Source organism: Hyphomicrobiales bacterium, from assembly GCA_039973685.1.
In the GTDB taxonomy this organism is placed as follows: Bacteria; Pseudomonadota; Alphaproteobacteria; order Rhizobiales; family JACESI01; genus JACESI01.
On record JBDWKL010000032.1, the window covers coordinates 1 to 24,950 of the forward strand.

At 49.6% G+C, this 24,950-nt stretch carries 23 protein-coding genes and 1 riboswitch; of the genes, 18 read left to right on the forward strand and 5 right to left on the reverse strand.

Annotated features, from left to right (window positions below; translation table 11 throughout):
* Positions 1 to 108 precede the first annotated feature (108 nt).
* The 12 genes from ABJO30_08885 to murB all read left to right on the forward strand — a co-directional run bounded on the left by ABJO30_08885 (position 109) and on the right by murB (position 13,986).
* The gene (locus ABJO30_08885; GenBank protein MEP3232928.1) at positions 109 to 555 is read left to right on the forward strand and encodes a hypothetical protein; all 447 of its coding nucleotides are present in this window, start codon (positions 109 to 111) and stop codon (positions 553 to 555) included.
* A complete protein-coding gene (gene rsmH / locus ABJO30_08890; GenBank protein MEP3232929.1) occupies positions 552 to 1,556 on the forward strand; it encodes a 16S rRNA (cytosine(1402)-N(4))-methyltransferase RsmH in 1,005 nt (334 codons plus the stop codon). The genes ABJO30_08885 and rsmH overlap by 4 nt, the downstream gene beginning before the upstream one ends.
* Before the next feature lie 11 nt (positions 1,557 to 1,567).
* A complete protein-coding gene (locus tag ABJO30_08895) occupies positions 1,568 to 1,927 on the forward strand; it encodes a hypothetical protein (protein ID MEP3232930.1) in 360 nt (119 codons plus the stop codon).
* Between the two features lie 42 nt (positions 1,928 to 1,969).
* Positions 1,970 to 3,709, forward strand: a complete 1,740-nt coding sequence (locus ABJO30_08900) for a penicillin-binding protein 2 (GenBank protein ID MEP3232931.1) — start codon at positions 1,970 to 1,972, stop codon at positions 3,707 to 3,709.
* Positions 3,710 to 3,787: 78 nt separating this feature from the next.
* Positions 3,788 to 5,278, forward strand: coding sequence for a UDP-N-acetylmuramoyl-L-alanyl-D-glutamate--2,6-diaminopimelate ligase (locus tag ABJO30_08905; GenBank protein MEP3232932.1), 1,491 nt, complete (start codon positions 3,788 to 3,790; stop codon positions 5,276 to 5,278).
* Between the two features lie 20 nt (positions 5,279 to 5,298).
* Positions 5,299 to 6,735 carry a UDP-N-acetylmuramoylalanyl-D-glutamyl-2,6-diaminopimelate--D-alanyl-D-alanine ligase gene (locus ABJO30_08910; GenBank protein MEP3232933.1) on the forward strand — a complete coding sequence of 479 codons (1,437 nt, stop codon included), beginning with the start codon at positions 5,299 to 5,301 and terminating at the stop codon, positions 6,733 to 6,735.
* 38 nt (positions 6,736 to 6,773) lie between these two features.
* Entirely contained in the window at positions 6,774 to 7,859 is a 1,086-nt protein-coding gene (mraY, locus tag ABJO30_08915; protein ID MEP3232934.1) for a phospho-N-acetylmuramoyl-pentapeptide-transferase, read from the forward strand.
* Positions 7,860 to 7,865: 6 nt separating this feature from the next.
* Positions 7,866 to 9,233, forward strand: coding sequence for a UDP-N-acetylmuramoyl-L-alanine--D-glutamate ligase (gene murD / locus ABJO30_08920; protein MEP3232935.1), 1,368 nt, complete (start codon positions 7,866 to 7,868; stop codon positions 9,231 to 9,233).
* 53 nt (positions 9,234 to 9,286) lie between these two features.
* Positions 9,287 to 10,450 (forward strand): putative lipid II flippase FtsW, encoded by a 1,164-nt coding sequence (gene ftsW / locus ABJO30_08925; protein MEP3232936.1) that lies wholly within the window; start codon positions 9,287 to 9,289, stop codon positions 10,448 to 10,450.
* A 12-nt stretch (positions 10,451 to 10,462) separates the two neighbouring features.
* Positions 10,463 to 11,605, forward strand: a complete 1,143-nt coding sequence (gene murG / locus ABJO30_08930) for an undecaprenyldiphospho-muramoylpentapeptide beta-N-acetylglucosaminyltransferase (protein MEP3232937.1) — start codon at positions 10,463 to 10,465, stop codon at positions 11,603 to 11,605.
* Between the two features lie 5 nt (positions 11,606 to 11,610).
* Positions 11,611 to 13,020: a UDP-N-acetylmuramate--L-alanine ligase gene (murC, locus tag ABJO30_08935; GenBank protein MEP3232938.1), complete on the forward strand. Its 1,410-nt coding sequence runs from the start codon at positions 11,611 to 11,613 to the stop codon at positions 13,018 to 13,020.
* A gap of 12 nt (positions 13,021 to 13,032) precedes the next feature.
* Positions 13,033 to 13,986, forward strand: coding sequence for a UDP-N-acetylmuramate dehydrogenase (gene murB, locus ABJO30_08940; protein MEP3232939.1), 954 nt, complete (start codon positions 13,033 to 13,035; stop codon positions 13,984 to 13,986).
* A gap of 130 nt (positions 13,987 to 14,116) precedes the next feature.
* Here murB and ABJO30_08945 read toward each other — a convergent pair whose 3' ends face one another.
* From ABJO30_08945 to cysK, 5 genes are all read right to left on the reverse strand, one after another.
* On the reverse strand, positions 14,117 to 14,731 hold the full coding sequence (locus tag ABJO30_08945; GenBank protein ID MEP3232940.1) for a hypothetical protein: 615 nt from the start codon (positions 14,729 to 14,731) through the stop codon (positions 14,117 to 14,119).
* A gap of 209 nt (positions 14,732 to 14,940) precedes the next feature.
* Positions 14,941 to 15,102, reverse strand: coding sequence for a hypothetical protein (locus ABJO30_08950; protein ID MEP3232941.1), 162 nt, complete (start codon positions 15,100 to 15,102; stop codon positions 14,941 to 14,943).
* 81 nt (positions 15,103 to 15,183) lie between these two features.
* Entirely contained in the window at positions 15,184 to 15,465 is a 282-nt protein-coding gene (locus ABJO30_08955; GenBank protein MEP3232942.1) for a hypothetical protein, read from the reverse strand.
* Positions 15,466 to 15,674: 209 nt separating this feature from the next.
* Entirely contained in the window at positions 15,675 to 16,376 is a 702-nt protein-coding gene (locus tag ABJO30_08960) for an ankyrin repeat domain-containing protein (protein ID MEP3232943.1), read from the reverse strand.
* On the reverse strand, positions 16,376 to 17,353 hold the full coding sequence (gene cysK / locus ABJO30_08965) for a cysteine synthase A (GenBank protein ID MEP3232944.1): 978 nt from the start codon (positions 17,351 to 17,353) through the stop codon (positions 16,376 to 16,378). The genes ABJO30_08960 and cysK overlap by 1 nt, the downstream gene beginning before the upstream one ends.
* A gap of 165 nt (positions 17,354 to 17,518) precedes the next feature.
* Positions 17,519 to 17,736, forward strand: a riboswitch (cobalamin riboswitch).
* A gap of 129 nt (positions 17,737 to 17,865) precedes the next feature.
* Between cysK and ABJO30_08970 the strand changes: the two genes are divergently transcribed.
* The 6 genes from ABJO30_08970 to ftsZ all read left to right on the forward strand — a co-directional run bounded on the left by ABJO30_08970 (position 17,866) and on the right by ftsZ (position 24,797).
* Complete coding sequence (locus ABJO30_08970) at positions 17,866 to 18,516, forward strand: HupE/UreJ family protein (GenBank protein ID MEP3232945.1); 651 nt, start codon at positions 17,866 to 17,868, stop codon at positions 18,514 to 18,516.
* 111 nt (positions 18,517 to 18,627) lie between these two features.
* The gene (locus tag ABJO30_08975; GenBank protein ID MEP3232946.1) at positions 18,628 to 19,554 is read left to right on the forward strand and encodes a DMT family transporter; all 927 of its coding nucleotides are present in this window, start codon (positions 18,628 to 18,630) and stop codon (positions 19,552 to 19,554) included.
* Between the two features lie 69 nt (positions 19,555 to 19,623).
* Positions 19,624 to 20,550, forward strand: coding sequence for a D-alanine--D-alanine ligase (locus tag ABJO30_08980; protein ID MEP3232947.1), 927 nt, complete (start codon positions 19,624 to 19,626; stop codon positions 20,548 to 20,550).
* The gene (locus ABJO30_08985) at positions 20,517 to 21,458 is read left to right on the forward strand and encodes a cell division protein FtsQ/DivIB (GenBank protein ID MEP3232948.1); all 942 of its coding nucleotides are present in this window, start codon (positions 20,517 to 20,519) and stop codon (positions 21,456 to 21,458) included. Before ABJO30_08980 ends, ABJO30_08985 begins: the two co-directional genes overlap by 34 nt.
* On the forward strand, positions 21,458 to 22,792 hold the full coding sequence (ftsA, locus tag ABJO30_08990) for a cell division protein FtsA (protein MEP3232949.1): 1,335 nt from the start codon (positions 21,458 to 21,460) through the stop codon (positions 22,790 to 22,792). Before ABJO30_08985 ends, ftsA begins: the two co-directional genes overlap by 1 nt.
* 196 nt (positions 22,793 to 22,988) lie before the next feature.
* Positions 22,989 to 24,797: a cell division protein FtsZ gene (gene ftsZ / locus ABJO30_08995; protein ID MEP3232950.1), complete on the forward strand. Its 1,809-nt coding sequence runs from the start codon at positions 22,989 to 22,991 to the stop codon at positions 24,795 to 24,797.
* Positions 24,798 to 24,950: the final 153 nt, after the last annotated feature.

Below are 24,950 nucleotides of genomic sequence, written 5' to 3' on the forward strand. Positions count from 1 at the left end.
CGCCCAAGTAATTCCATGTTATTCCATATATTCCCAGAAATGCTGCGTAGGTCTTATTTCTCATTCAGATTTTGGGGTGTTGAGTTTTAACAGTGTGTTGTGTGCGTAATGGAACGGTTTGTTTCCAATTTTACAAAGAAGGTTGACGGGAAGGGGCGCGTGTCTGTGCCGCCGCAGTTCCGTACAATTTTACAGCGTTCAGGGGATGATCAAATTTACGCGCAACTTTCATTAGAAACGCATTCAGTGATAGCCGGAGGGGCTTCCCTTTTGGCGCAGCTGGAGGCACGGCTTGAGAAGATGGATCCCTTCTCGCCGGAATATGATGATTGGGCGACCCATATTTATGCAGACAATCATGCGCTTAAAATTGACGGCGATGGCCGGATTATTTTGACGGATGAAATTGTTGAGCATGCAAAAATTAAAGGTGAGGTGACGTTTGCTGGTCGTGGCGCGTCTTTCCATCTTTGGCAGCCAGAAGCTTTTGAAGAATACATGGGCGGCGTTCGTTCGCGCATCCGCGATGTGCGGGCTGGAGGGCAGCTTTCGTGAGTAGTGAGTTGCCGCATATTCCTGTGATGCTTGATGAAGTTGTTGCTTATCTCAAAGAGGTTGGCGATCTCAAAGGCTTGCGGATTGTTGACGGCACTTTTGGTAATGGTGGCTATACCCGCGCTTTGCTCGATGCGGGTGCTGAGGTGATTGCGATTGATCGTGATCCTAATGCGATTGCGGCAGGTCAAGCGCTTGTGGCTGAGAGCGAAGGTCGGTTGACCTTGGTTGAGGGGCGCTTCGGTGATCTTGATCAGCATGTGCGTGATCTTGGTTTTGATCATGTTGATGGTGTGGTGCTTGATGTTGGCGTTTCTTCCATGCAGCTTGATCAGGCAGAGCGTGGCTTTTCGTTCCGCGAAGATGGGCCGCTTGATATGCGCATGGAGCAGGCAGGCCTCAGTGCTGCTGATGTGGTGAACACGTTTTCAAAATCAGATTTGCAGCGCGTGATTAGCGTGCTGGGTGAAGAGAAGAAGGCGGGCTATGTGGCGCACGCGATTGTAACAGCGCGCGAAGAAGCGCCGATTGATACAACCGCGAAGCTTGCAGCCATTGCAGAGCACGCAGTTGGTAAGCGCCATGATGATAAAATCCATCCAGCAACGCGCACCTTCCAAGCGCTCAGAATTTTCGTAAACCGTGAACTTCAAGAACTTGCCCGTGCGCTTATGGCGGCAGAGGCGATCTTGGGTGAGGGCGGTAGTTTGGTCGTTGTGGCGTTTCATTCGCTGGAAGACCGGATTGTTAAAAAGTTTTTGGCTGATCGCAGTCGTGTGTCTGGTGGCGGCTCTCGTCATTTGCCAGCGGTGGAAGTGGATGCGCCGACATTCTCGCTTTCCAATCGCCGTGTTCACACGCCGTCTCCCGATGAAATTTCTCGTAATGCTCGTGCGCGCTCTGCCAAGTTGCGCGCTGCCATTCGTCTTGATGGCGCATCGCGCCCGCTTGATATGGCGGCGGTCGGTGTTGCGCCACTTTCACAATATTCGCTCTTGTAAGGGGTTGTTTGATGCGTCGTTTGTTGAATTTAGTTTTGGTTGGGTTGATGGTTGCAGGTGCCGCCTACACCTTTGAAATTAAGCGCCGTGCAGAAGGTGCTGCGGAAAAGGTCGTGAAAATTGAGCGACAAATATCGCGGGAAAAAGAGACAATCGAAGTGCTTGAAGCAAGCGTCAGTGTTTTGACCCAGCCTGCACTTTTGCAAGAACTAACCGAGCGCCATGCAAATGAGTTGCAGCTTGAGCCGCTCAAGGTTGATCAGGTGATTTCTCTCCAAGAACTGCCAAGCCGCCCGCTTGATCTCAGTCCCTTCCAAAAAGATGATCAGCTTGGCGGTTACGCCGGCGGTACTGACACGAATATTCAATAAACCTCACAACGAAGTCGCCAGACCGTAATCGGAAACAATTAGATGCAAACGCCAGGAACAATATTCAGAGAACATTTTGCGCAAAAAGCCGCAGCCAATGGTTCGATTGAAATTGATGGAGCTAAGAAACAACGACGCGATCTGACGAAGACGCGGATTGTGTTGGTCGCATTTGTGTTTTTCGCAGTTTATGGTTTGATCGCTGCACGCCTGACTACTCTTGCTATTGCAAGCTCCAATAACGTGGAAGTAGCCGCAAAAATCGCCGATAATAAACTGATGATTGCTCGTCCTGATTTGGTGGACCGCAACGGCGATGTGCTGGCGAAGGATCTCAACACTTATTCTCTTCATGCCAACCCGCAGAAGATTATTTATCCAGAAGAAGCGCTGGATAAGCTGGCGACAATCCTGCCAGACCTTAATCGCAAGAAATTACTGCGCCGCTTGCGCGGTAAGGGCAAGTTTGTTTGGATTAAACGGGAATTGACGCCATCTCAACGGGCGCAAATTTTTGATCTTGGTATTCCAGGTCTCCAGTTTGATCGTGAAACGCGCCGTTTTTATCCAGGTGGCCCAACAGCGTCTCATCTGGTTGGCTATGTTGATATTGATAATCAAGGGATCGCAGGGTTTGAGAAATTCGTTGACGATCATTGGTTGAATGATCTGCGCGCCGTCGGCTTTGGTTCAAACGAACGTATGGAGCCCGTAGCTCTCTCTATTGATATGCGGGCGCAGCACGTGGTTCGCGATGAACTTACAAAAGCGATGAAAAAGTATAGAGCTGTCGCGGCGATCGGTATCATCATGGACGCGAATACTGGCGAAGTTGTCGCTATGTCATCGTTGCCAGATTATGATCCGAATAATTTGCAGAAGACATTTTCAAAAGACGCCTTAAACCGTGCAACGGCTGGCGTTTTTGAAATGGGTTCGACCTTTAAGGCGATCACCACTGCGATGGCTTTGGATAGCGGCAAAGTGTCGATGCATGATCGTTTTGATGCAAGAAGGCCTATCCAGCACGGACGTTTTAAAATCCGAGATTTCCATGCGAAGAGACGCATTTTGAGCGTGCCGGAAGTATTTATTTATTCTTCAAACATCGGCACGGCAAAAATGGCGCAAGCTGTTGGAACTAAGGGACATAAAAAGTTCTTAGAGCGTCTTGGGCTCTTAACTCCCGCATCCCACGAATTGCCAGAAATTGGGAAACCGCAGTCACCGAAAAAATGGAAGACTTTGTCGTCGATGACAATTTCTTTCGGCCACGGTATTTCAGTGACACCGTTGCAAACATTGTCTGCAGCAGCAGCTTTGCTCAATGGTGGAAAGCTCATCCCACCAACATTCCGTCCTCGTTCTGTTGAGGAAGCAAATGAGGTTGCAACCCGAGTTGTGTCTGAAGAAACAAGCCATAATATGCGCTACCTTTTCCGCTTGAACGTCGAAAAAGGTTCTGGCCGTCGCGCTGAAGTTGAGGGCTATGCCGTTGGTGGTAAAACGGGCACTGCTGAGAAGGTCGTGAACGGGCGCTATTCATCGAGCAAGAAATTGAATTCATTCCTTTCAGCTTTCCCGATTAATGATCCGCGTTATGTGATGCTGGTAATGGTCGATGAACCGAAACCGTCAGAAGGGCAAAAGTCTGCAACGGCTGGTTTGAACGCTGCACCAACAACGGCGGCAATCATTCGACGTGTAGCGACGACATTAGGTGTTACTCCGCGCTTGCCAGATGATATCCCGGTATTAACAGAAATTGACTACCGCAATTAGGGCTTTGCCCAAATTTCCTTGTGTTTGGGCCGAAAATCAGGCTTAGACGAAGACAGTATTGCACTAAGGGCGACCTTTATGGCTGATGAAAAAAACAAGCAAATGGGGCAGGGCGTGGAACGCTCATTGAGTGCGCTCTTGTCGTCCGATGCCTCTCTCTCCAATGATGCAAAAAACATCCAAGTTAACGGCATAACGGCTGACAGTCGGCAGGTTGAACCTGGCTTTATCTTCGCAGCCCTTAAAGGCGTAAACCTTGATGGTACGCGGTTCGTTGGTCAAGCGATTGAAGCGGGCGCGGTTGCTATATTGGTTGATGAGGCTGTGTCGGTTGATGCGACAGTTCCGGTGATCGCAGTTTCAAACCCACGGCGCGAACTCGCTCAAATTGCATCGCGGCTTTATCCTGCTCAGCCAGAAGTAATTGCTGCTGTCACAGGAACGGCTGGCAAAACCTCAGTCGCGGCTTTCCTTCGTCAAATCTGGAAACAAGCAGGTTTTCAAGCAGCCAGTGTTGGTACAGTTGGTGTGGTGAGCGACGTTGAAAATGTCTATGGCAGTTTGACCACGCCTGACCCTGTGGCTTTGCACAAAACAATTGATCGCTTGGCAAACGCGGGCGTCACCCATTTGGCGATCGAGGCGTCCAGTCACGGCATTGATCAGTATCGCTTGGATGGGGTGAAAATTTCAACGGGCGGTTTTACTAACCTAGGTCGCGATCACATGGATTATCACCCAACGGTTGAGGAATATTTCGACGCGAAAATGGGTCTGGTTGAACGCCTTTTGCCAAAAGGCGCTGACTTTGTGGTTGAGCCTGAAAGCCCTTTCGGTGACCAAGCGGCTGCGCGGGCGAGTGCTTCTCATTTGAACGTTTTAAGCGTTGGTGAAAATGCGAGCAGTATTGAGCTTGTAAATTTAGAACGCGCAGGCTTTGCCCAAAAGATGACACTTAAATTTGGTGACGAGGCGCACGATGTGCTTTTGCCGCTCGTTGGTCGCTTCCAAGTTTCCAACGCGCTTATTGCGGCTGGTATGGCCTATTCAACGGGCGTCTCTGCTGATGTCATCGTTGAAGCTCTTGCTGGGCTGAAGGGTGAATCCGGTCGGCTAGAATATGTTGGTGAGACGAGTGCTGGTGCTTTGGTGTTTATTGATTACGCGCACAAAGTTGAAGCGCTTGAAAATGTGCTTGAAGCCCTTCGTCCCTACGCTGACAACAATCTGACTTGCGTGTTTGGCTGTGGTGGGGATCGTGATCACGGCAAGCGTGCTTTGATGGGTGAAATCTCTGCAAAGTTTGCTGACAAGACCATCGTTACCGATGATAACCCGCGTAGTGAAGACCCTAAGTTAGTCCGCGCTATGATTATGGACGCCGTACCTGAGGCGCTGGAAATTGGAGATCGCGAACAGGCGATTTTCTCAGCGATTGAGCAGGCAGAAGCAGGCGACGTGATTGTGATTGCTGGCAAGGGCCACGAAACTGGTCAAATTATCAAAGATAAAACACTCCCCTTTAGCGATCACGAAGTGGTTGCGCGTGCTTTAAGTGCAAACGCTTAAATATCCAAGTGAAACGAGAAATGACTGAGCAAATGGCTTTAACAAATTTATGGACAAGTGGCGATGCAGCAAAGGCCATGAAGGCTGAATTTGCAGGCCCAACCGATCAGCGCATCGGTTCTGTCTCCATAGATAGCCGCACAGTTGACAATGATGCCATCTTCTTCGCGATCAAAGGTGACCGTTTTGATGGTCATGCCTTCGTTGAAAAGGCGCTCGCAGAAGGCGCGGCATTTGCCGTGGTTGCGAAAGACAAGCTTTCCGAACTTTCAGTAGACCTGTCTCGTGTCATGGTTGTTGATGATGTGCTGGTTGGAATGGAAGACCTCGGTCGCGCTGCTCGCGCACGACACGCGGGCAAAGTGATTGCGATTACCGGGAGTGTTGGCAAAACTGGCTCTAAAGAAATGCTGCGCCATGTGTTTTCTGCCAATGGTAAAACCCATGCTTCGGTTGCCTCGTTCAACAATCATTGGGGCGTGCCGTTGACGCTGTCACGGACGCCTTTTGATGTTGATTTTGGCATTTATGAAATTGGCATGAACCATCCTGGCGAGATTATTCCGCTGGTTGATATGGTGCAACCTGATGTTGCGATTATCACCACGGTTGAACCAGTTCACTTGGAGTTCTTTGAGAACGAGCAAGAGATTGCACGCGCCAAGGCAGAGATATTTACAGGCATCGCGTCGGGTGGAACGGCGGTTCTTAATTTGGACAATCGGCATTTTGAGTTTTTAAATCATCTCGCCACTGAGCATGGCCTGAACATCGCAACATTTGGCGAAGGTGACGGTGCTGATGTGCGGCTGATTAATGCTGAACTTGACGAAGAGGGCACGAATGTTCGTGCATCGGTGTTCGGTCACGAAGTCGCTTACCGACTAAGCCAACCGGGCCGTCATATCGTTCAAAATTCATTAGCCGTTTGTGCAGCTCTTCATCTCACAGGCGCTGATCTTGAAAAAGGTCTGTCGACGCTCGCAACCATCGAGGCTGGGCGTGGTCGAGGTGCGCGGCTTGAGCTTGATGTGGATGGTGGGACCATCACTATTCTCGATGAAAGTTATAACGCCAATCCTGCTTCTATGAGAGCGGCAATTGGCTTGCTTGGTGCGGCACAATGTGGCCAAGATGGTCGCCGTATTGCTGTGCTTGGTGATATGCTGGAGCTTGGCGAAGAGAGCGATGCGCTACACGCTGGACTGTTTGACGCACTTGAGGCTGCAAATATAGACCTTGCATTCCTCAGTGGACCGCATATGAAAGCGCTTTACGATGCAATTCCTGCAAAAATGCGGGGGAAATATGCTGCAACGTCCGATAGTCTTGAGGAAAGATTGCTCGATACGGTTGCAAAAGGGGACGTGCTTATGGTCAAAGGGTCATTAGGGAGTCGAATGGGGCCGATTGTTGACAAGTTGACCGCCCGATTCCCAGCCAGTTCACGCTCCTAGTTCCTCGCGTTAAAATTCACACGAACTCAAAGAGTACGATGCTTTTACTTCTTGCTGATCTAGCCGATTCAATTCCAGCGCTTAATGTATTTCGCTACATTACCTTCCGTGGTGGCTTGGCCACTGTAACGGCCATGCTGTTCATGTTTATCTTTGGTCCATCAATGATCAAAATGCTTCGTGCAAGACAGGGCAAAGGCCAACCAATTCGCGAAGATGGCCCCGAAAGCCATATCATCGCGAAAGCAGGCACGCCTACGATGGGCGGGTTGATGATATTATCGAGCTTGTTTGTCTCTACCCTGCTATGGGCAGACTTAACCAATGTCTATGTGCAGATGGTGATGTTTGTGACACTGGGCTTTGGTGCGATTGGTTTTTATGATGATTATCTCAAGGTAAGCAGACAGAGCCACAAAGGTTTCCCGGGCAAGATACGTTTGGCTTTAGAGTTTGTGGTGGCCGGCCTTGCTTGTTGGTTCATCTCCACCAATACAGACCCTCAATATGCGACCAGCCTAACATTCCCATTCCTTAAAGATTTCATTTTGAACCTCGGCTATTTCTTCATTCCGTTTGCAGCCTTCGTCATCGTGGGCACAGGCAATGCGGTGAACCTAACAGATGGCTTGGATGGTCTTGCAATTGTGCCTGTTATGATCGCTATGGGTTCATTCGGTTTCATTGCTTACCTTTCTGGTAACGCGGTGTTTGCGGATTATCTACAAATTCACAATGTGTCTGGTACGGGCGAACTTGCGATTATTTGCGGTGCCATCATCGGTGCGGGTCTTGGCTTCCTTTGGTATAATGCCCCTCCTGCTGCGATCTTTATGGGCGACACAGGTTCTCTCGGTCTCGGTGGCGCGCTTGGTACGATTGCTGTTGCGACAAAGCATGAGATCGTTCTGGCGATTATCGGCGGATTGTTTGTGCTTGAGGCGATGTCCGTGATCATTCAGGTGATCTCCTTTAAAACCACAGGCAAGCGCGTGTTCCGCATGGCGCCTATCCATCACCATTTTGAGAAAAAGGGTTGGACTGAGCCGCAAGTGGTTATCCGTTTCTGGATCATCGCTTTCATTCTTGCATTGATTGGTCTAACGACCCTGAAACTACGGTAAGAACTGATGATCCCTGTCACCCATATGCACGGAAAATCAGTTTTGGTGTTGGGGCTTGGCGGGTCTGGTCTGGCCACGGCTGAAGCGTTGAAAGCAGGTGGTGCGAATGTGCTGGCTTTTGATGACAATGAAGCGCAGGTCTTAAAGGCCCGCGCGGTTGGCATCGACTGCGAAGATCTTCGTGATGTGGATTTTGATGGCTTTGAAGCACTGGTGCTTTCTCCGGGCATACCACTCACTCATCCAGAGCCTCATTGGAGTGTGAAGAAAGCGCAAGCAGCGGGTGTTGCTATTATCGGCGATGTTGAGCTGTTTAACCGCGAACGTCTTGCCGTCACGCCTAATTGCCCATTTATCGCGATTACAGGAACAAACGGGAAATCGACCACTACTGCGTTGCTTTCTCATATGTTGAGCGTTGCTGGCTATGACGTGCAAATGGGCGGAAACATTGGCCGCGCTGTCCTGACACTTGATCCACTGGCAACAGATAAATGCTACGTGGTCGAATGCTCTTCTTACCAAATTGACCTCGCGCCCAGCCTGAAGCCAAGCATCGGAGTTCACCTTAATATCAGCCCCGATCACATCGACCGCCACGGCACGGTGGAGCACTACGCAGATGTAAAAGCACGTCTTGTCGTGGGAGCAGACCATGCAGTTGTTGGCGTTGATGATCCGCTTTCAATTAAGATTGCAGATCAGTGTGATGCAAAGGGCGTTTCTCTCGCCCGCGTTTCTCTTAGCGGTGATGCGGCGGTTAGTGCTCGTGGCAGTGAAATCTTCAATGCCGATACGCCTGTCGCGAAGGTTGCCGGAATTACAAGCTTACGTGGAGAGCATAATCTGCAAAACGCAGCCATTGCCTATGCCGTTTGCCATAAAATGGGGCTTGATGATACCACCATACAAAAGGGCTTGGACAGCTTTGGCGGATTACCGCACCGTTTAGAACAAGTGGCTGAGCGTGATGGCGTCTTTTTCGTCAATGACAGCAAAGCAACGAACGCGGATGCTGCTGCAAAAGCGCTCGCTAGTTTTGATAAAATCTATTGGATATTGGGCGGACTGCCAAAAGAGGGCGGTATACAAAGTCTTAACGAGTTCTTTCCTAAAATAGTTCATGCTTTCTTAATTGGAGAGGCCGCAGAAGCCTTTGGGCATACTTTGACAGGAATTGTGCCTTACTCAATGAGTGAGACGTTAGAAGTGGCGACGCGTGACGCGGTAGCAATGTCTGCTGCAAGGTCGGTAGAAGCAAATGAGACAGTGGCGGTGCTTCTCGCACCAGCCTGCGCAAGCTGGGATCAGTTTTCCAGTTTCGAGGCACGTGGAGATGCATTTAAGTCTTCAGTGAAACTTGAATTGAACTAAATCTGCGAAGCAGATAACTGGAATATTGCGGCAAAGAATGGGGAGTGATGCATATGGTATCAAGGGCAGACCGATCGCCTATTGCGAACTGGTGGTGGACTATCGACAAACCAATGCTATTTGGTTTGATCGCTTTGATGTTCCTTGGCCTCATCTTGTCGTTTGCGGCAAGCCCTTCCATTGCGGAGCAACTGGGTCTTGAAAGCTACTTCTTTGTGAAGCGCCATGCGATTTTTGCAATCCCTGCTTTGTTCATGCTGTTGTTTGTCTCCTTCCTTAATACCAAAATGATCAGACGATTGGCGTTGTTGATGTTTATTGGCGGGCTTATTCTGCTGGTCTATACGCTGTTTGCAGGTGATGTTGTTAAGGGTTCACGCCGCTGGATTTCGCTGTTTGGCTTTACGGTGCAACCTTCTGAGATCGTCAAACCAGCCTTTGTCATTTTGGTGGCTTGGCTGTTTGCTGAAAATGCAAAGCGCCCCGATATCCCTGGTAATGTCTTCGCGATTTTATTGCTTGCCGTTTTTGGCGCTGTGCTGGTGGCGCAACCAGATATTGGCCAAACTGCCTTGATCACACTCACATGGTGCGTGGTGTTCTTTATGGCTGGATTGTCATGGGTATGGATTGTCGTACTTGGCGGAATGAGCATTGGTGGTATGACGGCGGCTTATCTGTTTGTTCCCCATGTAACAGGACGGATTGACCGGTTCTTGAACCCTGAAAGTGGTGATACCTATCAGGTTGATAAAGCGCTTGAGGCGTTTTTCTCTGGTGGTTGGTTTGGGCGTGGTCCAGGTGAGGGTGTTGTTAAACGCGGCGTGCCTGATAGCCACACAGATTTTATCTTTGCCATTATCGGTGAAGAGTTCGGCATTATCGCTTGTTTGCTGCTTGCTTTGTTCTTTTTACTGCTTGTTATGCGCGGGCTTTATCTTGGGTTTCGCCAAGAAGATACATTCGTTCGCTTGGCTGTCGGTGGCTTGATTATTATGTTTGGGATGCAGGCTGGCATCAACATGATGGTGAACCTGCAACTGGCTCCAACCAAAGGCATGACCTTGCCGTTTATTTCTTATGGCGGTTCTTCATTGCTATCCGTTGCGATTGCCATGGGGATGGTGCTAGGTCTGGCGCGTAAAAAACCGAAGCAATCGCGGATGACAATGACACCGCACGTGCCTGATTTGGGCGCGAACCATCAACCTGCTTGAGCGATTTATTAAATGGCGAATACGGATTCAAAACCAAAACGAGCACTTGTTTGTGCTGGCGGGACAGGCGGCCATCTTTTCCCCGCCCATGCGCTGGCTAGCGAGCTGACGCGCCGTGGCTATGATGTGCATCTTGTGTCAGATGCGCGCACCGAGCGCTTTGCAAAAGACTTCCCCTGTGTTGAACGCCACACCATAAAATCGGCAACTCTTTCGGGCCGAAACCCGATCCAGCTTTTGAAGGCATTTTATTCGCTTTTTGCAGGTTATTTGTCTGCTCGCCGTTTGATGGGCAAAGTCCAACCAGACGTAGTGATTGGCTTTGGTGGCTATCCAACGGTGCCGCCACTACTGGCAGCTTCCACGAAGGGTTATCCGACGATGATCCATGAAGCGAATGCGGTTTTGGGTCGGGCGAATAAGTTTTTGAGCGACAAGGTAATGGCGGTCGCTCTTGGACTTCCCCTCATTGGCAAGACACCTTGGCGGTTTTTCTACACAGGAAACCCTGTGCGAGATGATGCCCTTATTGCGGCTGAAAAAGCCTATGCCCCATCCAACGAAGGCGAAACCTTTTGTCTAACGGTGTTTGGCGGGAGCCAAGGGGCGCAGGTTTTCTCAACCGTTGTTTTAAAAGCCATCGCCCAATTGCCTGAACCATTGCGCAAGCGTTTAAAGGTTGTCCAACAAGCAAGAGCTGAAGACCAAGACGCTGTTAAAAAGGCTTATGAAATGATGGAAGTGCCAGCAGACGTGGCACCCTTCTTTGAAAATATGGTTGGGCACATTGGTGATAGTCATTTGGTGATTTGTCGCTCTGGCGCTTCAACCACGGCGGAGCTTGCCGTGATCGGTCGTCCTGCCATTCTTGTGCCTTACCCTCATGCGCTTGACCATGACCAAGCAGCTAATGCTGCCGCATTGGTTGAAAATGGTGGCGGCTGGGTTAAGAAGCAAGACGGCTTTAGCGCTGAATGGCTGGCGGAAGAATTGCAGCGGATGATGGAAGATGCGTCTGTGCTTGAAACAGCAGCGCGCAATGCTAAAGAACAAGGCCGCCCTGATGCGGCACAACGATTGGCCAATGCGGCTCATGCCCTTGCCAATCGCCAAGAATTAACTCAAGAACTCGTTGATCAACCTTCGGAGACGTAACACCCATGAAAATGCCTCAAAATATTGGACCGGTTCATTTTGTCGGTATTGGCGGTATTGGCATGAGCGGCATTGCCGAAGTGCTGCAAACTTTGGGCTATACCGTTCAAGGTTCTGACATGTCAGACAGCGCTAATGTGCAACGCCTTCGTAAAAAAGGCATCACCGTAAATATCGGCCATAATGCAGATAATCTGGGTGAGGCTGAAGTGATCGTTGTCTCTTCTGCGATTAAAGCAGACAACCCTGAGCTAATGGCAGCGCGCGAGCGGGTGCTTCCTGTTGTGCGCCGTGCTGAAATGCTGGCCGAGCTGATGCGCTTTAAATCTGCAATCGCCGTTGGCGGTACGCATGGCAAAACAACAACCACGTCGATGGTCGCGGCTTTGTTAGAAGCAGGCCAAAAAGACCCGACAGTTATCAATGGCGGCATCATCAATGCTTACGGCACCAATGCCCGCATGGGTGATGGCGACTGGATGGTGGTGGAAGCCGACGAATCTGATGGCACCTTCGTGAAACTGCCTGCTGATGTGGCCATCGTTACGAATATGGACCCAGAGCACCTTGACCATTACGGCACCTTTGATGCCGTCAAAGAAGCCTTTCAGCGGTTTGTTGAAAATGTGCCGTTTTATGGGTTTTCGGTGATGTGTATTGACCATCCAGAGGTGCAACGCCTTGTTGGTCAAATCGAAGATCGTCGTATCATCACTTATGGTGAGAACCCGCAAGCTGATGTGCGTTTTGAAGACATTCGTGCGGAAGGCGGATCAACCCGCTTTAGCGTGGTCATCCATAATCGTCGTACGGATGATGTGGAAGAAATTTCTAACCTTCTGCTACCGATGCCCGGCCACCACAATGTATCCAACGCAACGGCGGCTATTGCTGTTGCGTCAGCTCTTGGGGTTGGCAGTGATGAAATCCGTGACGGTCTTGCAAGCTTCTCTGGTGTGAAGCGTCGCTTCACGCATACGGGGTCTTGGAAGGGTGTTGAGATATTCGATGACTACGGCCATCACCCTGTTGAAATTGCAAGCGTCTTGAAAGCGGCACGTTCTGCGGCGCAAGGCAAAGTCGTCGCTGTGGTTCAACCGCACCGCTATACGCGCCTTCAAAGCCTATTCGATGATTTCTGCACATGCTTCAATGATGCGGACACCGTGATTGTCGCCCCCGTTTATGAAGCGGGTGAAAGCCACATCGAAGGCGCTGATCGTGACAGTCTCGCGGATGGTTTGCGCCAGCGTGGGCACCGCAATGTTGTTGTAACGGAAGGCCCATCTGATTTGGCCGCAATCGTTGCAGAAGAAGCTTCCGCCGGTGACTATGTGATGTGCCTTGGCGCGGGTAATATTACGGCATGGGCGAACGCTTTGCCGGATGAGCTTGCCGCACTTGGCGACGGCTAAAGGGAGACGCAAATGGCTTTTGCCGATTTATTGCCTGAGCTTGAGCCTTGGGTCTCCAAAGTGCGTGGTCGCTTAAGTGCGAATGCTGATTTGAGCAAGGTGACATGGTTCCGCGTGGGTGGTTCGGCGCAATTGCTGTTTCAACCAGCGGATGAAGAAGACCTCCAGCTATTTTTGACGAACCTACCGCAAGAAATTCCCGTTATGGTAATTGGCGTTGGCTCCAATTTGCTGGTGCGTGATGGCGGTATTGAAGGTGTGGTTATTCGCCTTTCCGCCAAAGGCTTTGGTGGGATGGAACGTGATGGCGACACGGCCATTCGTGTGGGTGCCGCCAGCCAAGACAAGCGCGTTGCAGCCTTCGCCCTTGAATGCGGGCTTGATGGTTTTGCCTTTTATCACGGCATACCGGGCGGCATTGGCGGTGCACTTCGCATGAACGCGGGCGCCAACGGTACGGAGACGAAAGACTGCGTTAAAGAGATTGTCGCGATTGACCGCAAGGGCGAGCGTCATGTCTTGAGTAATAAAGATATGGGTTACGCCTATCGCCATTCAGACGCGGCGGCAGATTTGATATTCACCGAAGCAGTCTACCAAGGAACGCCCGCTGACAAAGCCGCCATCCAAGAACAAATGGACGCCGTACAACATCACCGCGAAACCGTTCAACCTGTGAAAGAAAAGACGGGCGGTTCAACCTTCAAAAACCCTGAAGGCAGTAGCGCATGGAAAGAAGTCGATGCCGCAGGCTGTCGTGGGCTTATGGTGGGTGGCGCTCAAATGAGCGAGCTGCATTGCAATTTCATGATCAACACAGGCGGTGCGACGGCGACTGACCTTGAGACACTAGGCGAGACGGTGCGGGCGCGGGTGTTGGAGAATTCTGGGATTAAGCTTCACTGGGAAATCAAGCGGCTTGGCGTTTGGCCTGATGGTGTGCAGATTTCGGAGTTTATGGGGTAGGGGTGTTTGTTGTGGGTGGTTCGCCTGTCTGGTGATGATCATCGAGCATCCGCTTTGAGCCCAATGTTGCGATTTCTCTTACATAAGTCTAAGGGCAGCAGGGTGCCAGGAGCGGACATCGGATACTTGACTAGAAGACGGCATCTGCTGATCGACAAATCATATAACCGCCATGCAGTCTAACTATCAATCGATCATCCTCTTTGGTCAGATGTTCTATTTTAGAGTGACGTACTCCTTGTCGCTCTAACTCGGTTACAACTTGTTCACAAACTGGTTTAGGGCCACTACAAATTTGATAACTTGAAGTAGAGGTTATCTTACCAAAATCTTTGATTGTGGGCATGTTTAAAAAATCACTTAATTCGTAGGGACAGTTTGATGTGACAAGAAAGTGGTCAACGACTTCAAGAATGGCAAACTTATCATCTAAAGGTGCACTGCAATATACGGTAAGGTCACTACAAGCCGTCCATAACGTTTTGCTCATTGGTTCTATAGTGAAATCATCTAAGTCTTCACAAAAATCATCGCCTTCAAACCAACTTTCCGGTATTCTAAATTCGTCAATCTCATTAAACTGGAAACTTATCTCTGCATCGTTGTTCCCGTCAGGCTCTTCGAGCCACCATGGATATCCGCTTAGATGGATAACACCACTACGATCACGAAATTCAGTGCTTTGTATTTTCGCTGGATGACAAATCTGTCGATTTTTTAATAGATCAATCAGTTCCAATTGCATGAGTGTCACCAATTTAAGAAGATAATTTATTCATTAGTATTTACTCAAAAATAATTAAACTTTCTTTAGTTGGGTTTTCCAAGCTAGGAATTTAGAATTACATAAATTACGTGTTTGCTCTGGGGCAGCAGCAGTTAGACAGATATTCTAATATGGTCGCAAAGTCCGCAAAGCCGACCTTAACTTCCACGCCATTCGCCCAAGCCCCGTCACTCACCCATCTCCAAAATCTTCACCATCGCCTCATAGCCCCGCGAATTCGCAAGGTCCAACGGCGTTCTGGCAAACTTATCTGCGAGCGTTTTGCTTGCACCTGCGTTTACCAGTGCTTGGGCTGTTTTTTGGTGATTTTCGCCACCATCACCCAGCACCACGCTTTCAATCAGCGCTGTCCAGTGAAGGTTGTTGACGTGTTCGGGCCTCGAATGAGTTAATAAGATGGTTTCTGCGCATTAATTCCATTCGCCAGAGACTTTTGCGAAGCGGACCAGTTGATAAATCCCAATATTTTTATGCGATAATTCTCGAATGACATCAGGGGCCATCTGAATTGGCATGATCAATTCGTATCCGTGATCTAATGATGATATCAAATGCAGTCGATCTGCGCCAAATAACTCCTTTATTGTATTCAATGCCATATCCTCAAATTCACCGACTTCCAGATAGAATTTGTATAGGGAACGGGAATAATCTCTTGGTGTATTGAGCTTTGCAATGTCTTCGGAGTCCATTTGTGTATCCCGTCTAAATTCAACTTGGTCTTGAAAATATAGGCATAGAAAATGTCAAAAATAATATTGCCGTCTACCTAAATAGGAGTCCACTTTGTAATCATTGGTGCAACAGCGCCTAAAGCCTGATTTGTCCGCGGAGTTGCCTCCAATTATTTTTGTCTGAAGTTTTTGAAATCGTTGAATTCGTTAAGTCGTGGCTAGTTCGGTTATTCCTCCAAAATCTTCACCATTGCCTCATACCCCCGAGACTTCGCAAGGTCTAACGGGGTTCTTCCAAACTGATCTGCGAGCGTTTTGCTTGCGCCTGCGTCTACCAATGCTTGGGCCGTCTTTTGGTGGTCTTCGCCGCCATCACCCAGCACCACGCTTTCAATCAGCGCTGTCCAGTGGAGGTTGTTGACGTGGTCGAGCGGTGCGCCTGCTTTTATCAAAGTTTGCACCACCTCAAAATGCCCGAGGTGGGCCGCGGCGATGAGGGCTGTGCCGTCGTAAACGCTGGTGACGTTGGTTGATTTATTGCCAAGCTCTAGCGCCACTTTCATGGTTTCAAGATCATCGGCTACAGCGGCGATTGTGACGACGTCATAAACATCAATTTCTAGCGCGTTCATATCGGCACCCGCTTTTGCAAGGCTGCGCATGATGGCGCGGTTGCCAGCGTATCCTGCAATGTGAAAGGCGGTTCGATCACGGCGATCAGTTTGTTCGAGATCAGCACCGGCTTTGATGAGTTTTTCAAGCTCCGCCACATTGCCTTCGTGGGCTGCTTTTAACAAACCCTCGTAAGCGGCGATTTCTTTTGGCCTTGGTGCAATTTGTGCTTGGCTTGAAAGGGGTGACAAAATCACCCCAATCATTGTTGCAAAAGCGATTGCCAGAAATTGGATATTTCTATTGGCAAGCTTCATTATTCGCCCAACCCTTCAAAGAGTACGGTTGACAAATAACGCTCCGCGAATGAAGCGGCAATGACGACGACGCGCTTGCCAGCCATCTCAGGGCGGGCGGCAACTGTTAGGCCTGCGTAAATTGCAGCGCCTGATGAAATGCCAACAGGTAGGCCTTCCGTTGCAGCGACTTTGCGAGCTGTATCGAAGGCTGTTTCATTGTCCACTTGGATAACCTCATCCATATTTGTGGTGTCCATATTGTCTGGAACGAAACCAGCGCCGATCCCTTGGATCATGTGAGGGCCGGGGTTGCCACCTGACAAAATTGGGCTTGCGGTCGGCTCAACAGCGATCATTTTGATTTCTGGTTTGCGCTCTTTCAATACCTGCGCCAAGCCTGTGAACGTGCCGCCTGTGCCAACGCCTGCAATGATCACATCCACGTCGCCGCCTGTGTCGTGCCAAATTTCTTCAGCCGTTGTTATACGGTGAATTTCTGGGTTGGCAGGGTTTGAGAATTGGCTTGGCATGACCGCGCCATCAATTTCTTCCAAAAGCTCTTGTGCCTTAGCAATGGAGCCGCCCATGCCTTTTTCTTTTGGCGTCAAGACCAGTTCAGCGCCAAGAAGGGCAACCATCTTGCGGCGTTCAATTGACATGGATTCTGGCATGGTGAGGATCAAACGATAACCACGGGCGGCAGCAGCAAAGGCGAGCGCGATGCCTGTGTTGCCTGAGGTTGGTTCCACAAGGGTGGTGCCTTCTTTAATCTTGCCCTGTTTTTCAAGATCCAAGATCATGTTCACGCCGATGCGGTCTTTTACGCTGGCGAGCGGGTTGAAGAATTCACATTTGACCACAATGTCGGCCACAGCGTTTGTTTCTTTGGCGAGCGCTGGAATACGCACAAGCGGGGTGTTTCCGATTGTTTCTAAAACGCTGTCATAAATGCGCCCTCTTAGGGGCTTGTCGAAATTAACGTCAGACTTGGTCATGTGTTTTCCTTTGAAGGTCTTGGAGGATTTGCTGATCTAGAGTTTGGCCATTGTTGCCTGCCATTTCCAGCAATAATTGTCCTGTATTTAGGTATGTGTGAAGTAAGATGTTCCAAAAAACATTATTCGCGTCGTATTTACCATTGACGTTGTGGTAAATTTCGCGGCACTAATAGTTTATTCGGTTCCCCTTTGAGTGCGAAGCATGGGGATCAAATGGGAATGAAGAAGAGGTGACCCAAGTCGGGGCCTTACACTTCAGCCGCCCCCGCGACTGTAAGCGGAGAGCATTTATCAAACACCACTGGCGACGTTTAGCTGGGAAGGAGATGAATTGCTTTGACCCGTGAGCCAGGAGACCAGCCGGATATGGCCTTTAAACGATACTCATTTGAGTGTGGTGAAGGGGCAACCTTTAAACAACGGACGGGGTGTTCCGGTGGAAGGCTGAGAATTAATCTCACTTTCTGGCGCCAGCCCCTCTTCATAGCGACTTTCTGAAGGGGAAACTTATGAAACGAATTCTATCTGCTGCGGCACTTGCCGTTATCGCGACGCCAGCTTTGGCGCACCACCCACTTGCGGGACAACCTATGGAAACGTTTGCCGATGGCCTGCTTTCAGGTATTGGGCATCCGCTTTTGGGTTTTGACCATTTATTCTTTGTTGTGGCTGTCGGCCTTGCTGCAGCATACACGGGCTTTCAACGCTCAGCACCTGCCGCTTACATTGTCGCAATGGCAATCGGTTGTTTGATGATGAGCTTCGGCACTGATTTGCCGGTTAAAGAAACAATCATCGCGCTATCACTCTTGATTGTTGGCGGCATTGTTGCTTCTGGCCGTGCGCTTAATCTTATTCCAGCGCTGGTTCTTTTCGCAGGCTTTGGCCTTTTCCACGGTTCTGCCTTTGGCGATTCCATTGCTTCGCAAGAAGCTGGTGTCGGCGGTGTTGTTCTGATCGGTTATCTGATCGGCCTTGCTGTCCTTCAATACGCAATTGCAATGGCGTCAGCTTACGCGATTAGAACCGTCTTCGGTGCAACTGAAGCAACAGCGGCAAATGCCCGTGTTGCTGGCGCAATTGTTGCCGGTATCGGTGTGTTCTTGACTTTGGAAGTTGTTGAAGGTGCAGCCTTTGCAGCGCTCGGCCTCGGCGCTTAAAGACTGTTCGCCTATTTAGGCACCCAATATGAAGATTTAACGCGGGGCTTCGGCTCCGCGTTTTTGTTTGCGGCAAAGGTTATTGGCTCCAAGTATAAAGGGGAGGCGGGAATGACAATCGCGACTACCCATGCACGGCCTCACTTTGTGGCGCGCGGTGTTATGCTGATCATTGCGGGCACTTTCCTCATTTCAATGCAGGACGCCGTCGTCAAAATTTTTTCTGAGCACCTAACCCTTTGGCAATTGTTTGTTATTCGTGGGGTTTTGACCATTCCTTTGTTTGTTTTGCTTGGGTGGGGATTTAATGCTCATAAAACATTGCTTCGTGATGCCATGCGCCCTTGGGTGCTTGTGCGCGGTTTCTTCATTGCGATAACGCTGCTGCTTTTTTACGCGGCTCTTCCTTTCTCACAAATTTCGACACTTGCTGCCGTGATTTATCTAAGTCCGGTATTGATCGTGATCTTCTCGTCATTCCTCATTAATGAGCCGGTGAAACTTTCGGGCTGGGTTGGTGTGTGTTTGGGGTTTTTGGGAGTGCTGGTGTTATTGCAGCCGGGTACTGATGCCTTTTCAAGTTGGACACTTTTGCCACTCGTGGGCGTGGTTTTATATGCCTTTGCCCATATTATTACACGGGTTCATTGCCAAGATGTGCCCGCCGTAGCGCTTGGCTTTTCGCTGAATTTAGCAATGCTCTTTCTTGGTGTAATCGGCAGTATATTCATAGGGTTAGAGTTTTTCGGTAATGAGCTGGTGGGTTCGCACCCTTACATTTTTGGGGAGTGGCAAGCTCTCGATTTGTCTGTGTGGTTTATCCTTGTTCATCTCGCTGCAATTGCTGCTATTTCGGCCTTTGTTATTGCAGGCGCTTATCAATCAGCACCCCCGTCAATTATCGCGACATTTGAATATTCGTTTCTCATCTTTGCCGCTTTTTGGGACGTTTTTTACTTTGAAACACCGCTAACGGTCACAGCTATTATTGGCATGATGATGATTGTTGGTGCGGGAATGTTGGTGCTAAAGCGCTGAATGCATGGCCAGATTCAGCCGAATCACGCATGATACTGGTTAATTTAAATCAGCACCAAGGGCCTTCCCATGTCTCAAAAACACGTTGCCGTTTTAATGGGTGGATGGTCATCAGAGCGTCCCGTCTCATTATCAACAGGGGAAGAATGCGCCAAAGCTCTCGAAGGTGAGGGCTACCGTGTCAGCCGTGTTGATGTGGATCGCAATGTGGCGCAAAAGCTTGCTGAATTGAAGCCAGACGTTGCTTTTAACGCGCTTCATGGCCCTTTTGGTGAAGATGGTGCGATACAAGGCATCCTAGAATTCTTAGATATTCCCTATACCCACTCTGGCATTATGGCGTCTGCTCTTGCCATGAACAAAGACCGTGCAAAAGCTGTCATGAAAGACGCAGGTGTGCCGGTTGCAGAACATCGCATTATGAACCGATTTGACATCGGAACTGAGCACCCAATGGACCCACCTTATGTGGTGAAGCCGGTCAATGAAGGGTCTTCTTTCGGTGTCATAATTGTCCTTGATGATCAAAAAACACCACCGCCTGAAATATCGAGTGATAACTGGCCCTATGGTGACATCGTCATGGTCGAGCGATACGTTTCTGGCCGTGAGCTCACATGTGCTGTGATGGATGGTGAAGCCCTTGATGTGATTGAAATTGTTTCAATTGACCACAAGTTTTACGATTATGATGCTAAATATGCACCTGGAGGCTCAAAACACGTCCTTCCTGCAAAAATTTTACCAAATATTTACCAAAATATACAGATTCTATCATCCAAGGCTCACCATGCGTTGGGGTGTCGAGGCGTAAGCCGTGCAGATTTCCGTTTTGATGAAAAATCGGATGGAAAACACGACCTTATTTGCCTCGAAGTAAACACTCAACCGGGTATGACGCCGACATCACTGGTTCCAGAAATGGCGGCCCATGCGGGGCACTCATTTGGGGCTTTAGTTAAATGGATGGTGGAGGAAGCCAGTTGCGGGCGTTAGCCGAGAAAAAGCAGCCAGCACCGAGAAGTGTTAGAAGAGCTCGATTTGAAGAGGGGAAAGACCTCTCTCGTCGTCAGCTATTCGCACGTCGATTTTTCCATCGCGCTGAGGCGCGTGTGGAAACATTGCCGCGCTTCTTTTCTGCAATCATGTCAGCAAGTGTCGTTGGCGGTCTCACGCTTTACGGCTTGGTGCTAGGTGGACATTTGGGTGATGCGGCTTCGCGAACCACGGCTCTTATCGGTTTTGATGTTGATGCCGTGACGATCACAGGCCACCGTTTCATGCGTGAGCAAGATATTCTCGATGTGCTGGGTCTTGAGCCTGGTGTGTCGCTCGTAACCTTCAATGTTGCTGCTGCCCATCAAACGCTTTTGCGTGAACCGTGGGTAGAATCGGCATCCGTTCGAAAGATCTATCCAGGCAAACTGCAAGTTAATCTGCAAGAACGCCAGCCATTTGCCGTTTGGCAACGTGGTCAGATTAAGTCGATCGTTGATAGCGAAGGCCTCGTTTTGGATGATTTTGATGCTGAGGTTTATCAGGGTTTACCGCTTTTGGTGGGCCATGGTGCACAGCGCAAAGGCGCTGAATTCCTTAATACCTTGGCTGAATTCCCTGAAATCTCAAACCGCGTTCGCGCCACGATGTTCCGTTCAGAGCGTCGCTGGGATATTTTATTGGACAACCGCATCACCGTTAAATTGCCGGAGCGCAAAGTGCGTGAAGCTTTGACGGAATTGGTGCTGCTTGAAAGCGAAAATGATATTTTGTCAAAAGACTTGGTGAGTATTGATATGCGTTTGCCTGATCGTTTGGTGATGCGCTTATCCGACGATGCAATGGTCAATCGTCAAGCTGTTTTGAAACGGCGCAAAGAAATCAAATCCAAGGAGAAGAACATCTAATGATTCGCCTTGGCTCAAAAACTTCAGGATCAAAAGGCGGCTTGCCGTCTAACAAATCCACGTTGATTACGGTTTTGGACATTGGCACGACGAAAGTCTGCTGTGTTATTGCGCGTCTTCATCCAAAACGTGACAGTTTGGAACTTTCTGATCGCACCCACATGATTGAGGTGATCGGCTTTGGTCACCAGCGTTCGCGCGGCATTAAGGGCGGCGTTGTTGTTGACCTTGATGAAGTCGAACAGGCAATTCGCCTTGCGGTTGATGCTGCTGAGCGTCGTGCTGGGATGACAGTTGAATCACTCATTGTGAATGTGTCTGCAAGTCGCATTCGCAGTCACGCTTTCTCAGCCAGTGTTTCGCTTGCGGGACAAGCGGTTGAAGAAAATGATATTTCGCGGGTGTTACAAGCTGGCCGCAATCACACATCTGAGCCGGAAGCGGCTGTGATGCATTCTTTGCCAATTGGCTATTCGCTTGATGGTAATAATGGCATTAAAGACCCGCGTGGCATGATTGGCGAGCGTTTAGCCGTTGATATGCATGTGGTTACAGCCAATGACGCAGCCCTTCGTAATCTCGAACTTGCGATTAACCGCTGCCACTTGGCCGTTGAAGCTTTTGTAAGCTCTCCTTATTCCGCAGGCCTTGCAAGCCTTGCTGGTGATGAGGCTGAGCTTGGTGTCACCTGCATTGATATGGGCGGTGGCACGACCACAGTTTCTGTTTTTGTTGACGGCAAGTTTGTCCATTGTGATGGGCTGGCTATTGGTGGTCAGCACGTAACCATGGATTTGGCGCGCGGTCTTTCGACATCGCTGCGCAATGCTGAATTGATCAAAGTTAAACATGGCAGTGTGCTGCCTGGTAACCTTGTCGATTATGATCCGGTCAATGTGAATGTCATTGGCGATGAAAGCGGCATTGGTGCGGATGTTTCAGCATCGACGATTTCAAAAATTATTCGTCCGCGCGTGGAAGAAACCTTTGAACATGTGCGCGACAGGCTGAATGCTTCCGGTTTTGCAGGTTTGGTTGGTCGCCGTGTGGTTTTAACCGGCGGTGCGAGCCAACTAACGGGCGTTGCCGATCTAGCGCGTTCGGTTATTGGGAAAAATGTACGCCTTGGGCGACCTTTGGGGGTCACAGGTCTTCCTGTTGAAGCCCGCAGTGCTGCCTTTTCAACTGTGGTTGGTTTGATGATTTATCCACAGGTAGAGCAAGCAAGCGATGATATGGGCTGGTCTCCTGGTCGACACCACTCTGAAACGGCGATGACGGGGACAGGTGGCTATATTGGCCGTGTTGGCCGTTGGTTTGCGGAGAATTTTTAAGATGACGAATGACGAAAATGCAGAAGAGGGAGCAAATGAAATTTCCTCTCATAAAGATCCACCCAGTGAGCTGGTCGATCTACCGAGTAGAACAGAACACCCAGAAACGGGCACTAAAGCCCAGCAACTAAGTTTTTTTGAACCGACGCAACAACCCATACAAACAAAGCCGTCGCGTATCACAAGTGAGGACACCATGACTATCAATCTTCAAGCCCCTGATATCACAGAGTTGAAACCTAAAATCACCGTGTTTGGTGTTGGTGGAGCTGGCGGTAATGCTGTCAACAACATGATCAAATCCGGCCTTGAAGGGGTCGAGTTTGTGGTAGCCAATACAGATGCACAAGCATTGACCAGTTCACGTTGTGACAAGATTGTCCAAATGGGCCTTCAAGTGACCGAAGGTCTGGGCGCAGGTTCGCAGCCAGAAGTTGGTCGCCAAGCCGCAGAAGAAGTCATCGATGAAATCAATGACTACCTCAATGGTTCACATATGGCATTTATCACTGCTGGTATGGGCGGCGGAACAGGCACAGGCGCAGCGCCAATCGTTGCGCGTGCCGCTCGCGACAAAGGTATTCTTACCGTTGGTGTTGTGACCAAGCCTTTCCAGTTTGAAGGTGGTCGCCGTATGCGTTTGGCAGAGGCTGGCATTGAAGAGCTTCAAGCCAATGTGGACACGCTCATCGTGATCCCAAACCAGAACTTGTTCCGTATTGCGAATGAAAAAACGACATTTGCTGATGCCTTCTCAATGGCTGACCAAGTGTTGAACTCTGGCGTTAGCTGCATCACAGATTTGATGGTCAAAGAAGGTTTGATCAATCTCGATTTTGCTGATGTTCGTTCGGTTATGAACGAGATGGGCAAAGCGATGATGGGTACAGGCGAAGCATCCGGTGAAAACCGTGCTGTTGAAGCAGCAGAAGCTGCAATCGCTAATCCATTGCTTGATGAAACATCTATGGCCGGCGCACAAGGCTTGTTGATTTCAATCACTGGCGGCAATGATTTGACTTTGTTTGAAGTGGATGAAGCGGCAACGCGTATTCGTGAAGAAGTCGATCCAGATGCAAACATCATTTTGGGTGCAACATTTGATGAAGCGCTTGAAGGTGTCGTTCGTGTTTCTGTTGTTGCAACAGGTATCGAAAAAGGTGCTCAAACAGGCGTTGTTCCTGAAATTAAAGCAGGCTCTACATTCTTGCGCCCAATCATGGAAAAACAGGCTGCAATGCCAGTAGCTCCAGTTGTGGCACCTGTAACCGCAGAAGCAGCGATTGAAGCAGAACTTGCAATTGAAGCGCCAGCCGCTGTTGCACCAGCAATGGAAACAGAGCAGTCTAAATCTGATCCAGCAGTTACGATTGCGCCGTTTGCGCCAAGTACTGAAGCAATGCAATTGGCACAAGGTGGCGATATGCCAGCTGTTGAAGATTTGGAAGCGCCAGCAATGCCTGCAATGGCAGAAGCGCCTGCGGCACCAAGCGAGCCTTTCATTCCTGCGACTGCTGAAGAGCCATTTGTGACGCAAAAAATGCCAAGCGTTGATGATTTTCCGATGATTGTTCAAGAAGAAATTCGGGCTAAATCAGAATCGTCACTAGAGCTTGAAACACAAGACGAACGTGGCGCACTTGGTCTATTAAAGCGGATCACGACTGCGACATTGGGTACACACAAGAAGGAAGAGGACAACGTAACCGCTGCTCCAAATCTTTCTGGCGCACCACAAATGCCAGAAGCTGCACCTCTCGCCACACCTGCACCAGCACCGCTGCAAGCACAGGCACCAGCGCCAATGCAGGATCAAGCGAACCAAGCAAATGCATTTGCAAAACCAGCTCAACCACGTGCTCAAGCACCGGAGCCGCAGGCACCACAATACGCGCCACAAGCCGGACAACTTGATCCGCATGGTCGTGCAACACCTGCTGCACAACCAGCACTTGCAGAGGATCAACTAGAGATTCCAGCATTTTTGCGTCGCCAAGCTCAATAGAGGCGAGCATCCCATTGTAACACTTGTTAATAGTCCGCCCTTGTGGCGGACTAACTATTTGAAAGTAAATTGAAATATCGATTAATATTCAGTTAGAAACCGTGATTTGTGAAACTGTTTTGAGGCAGGTATCTTAGAGACAACAAAACGTGG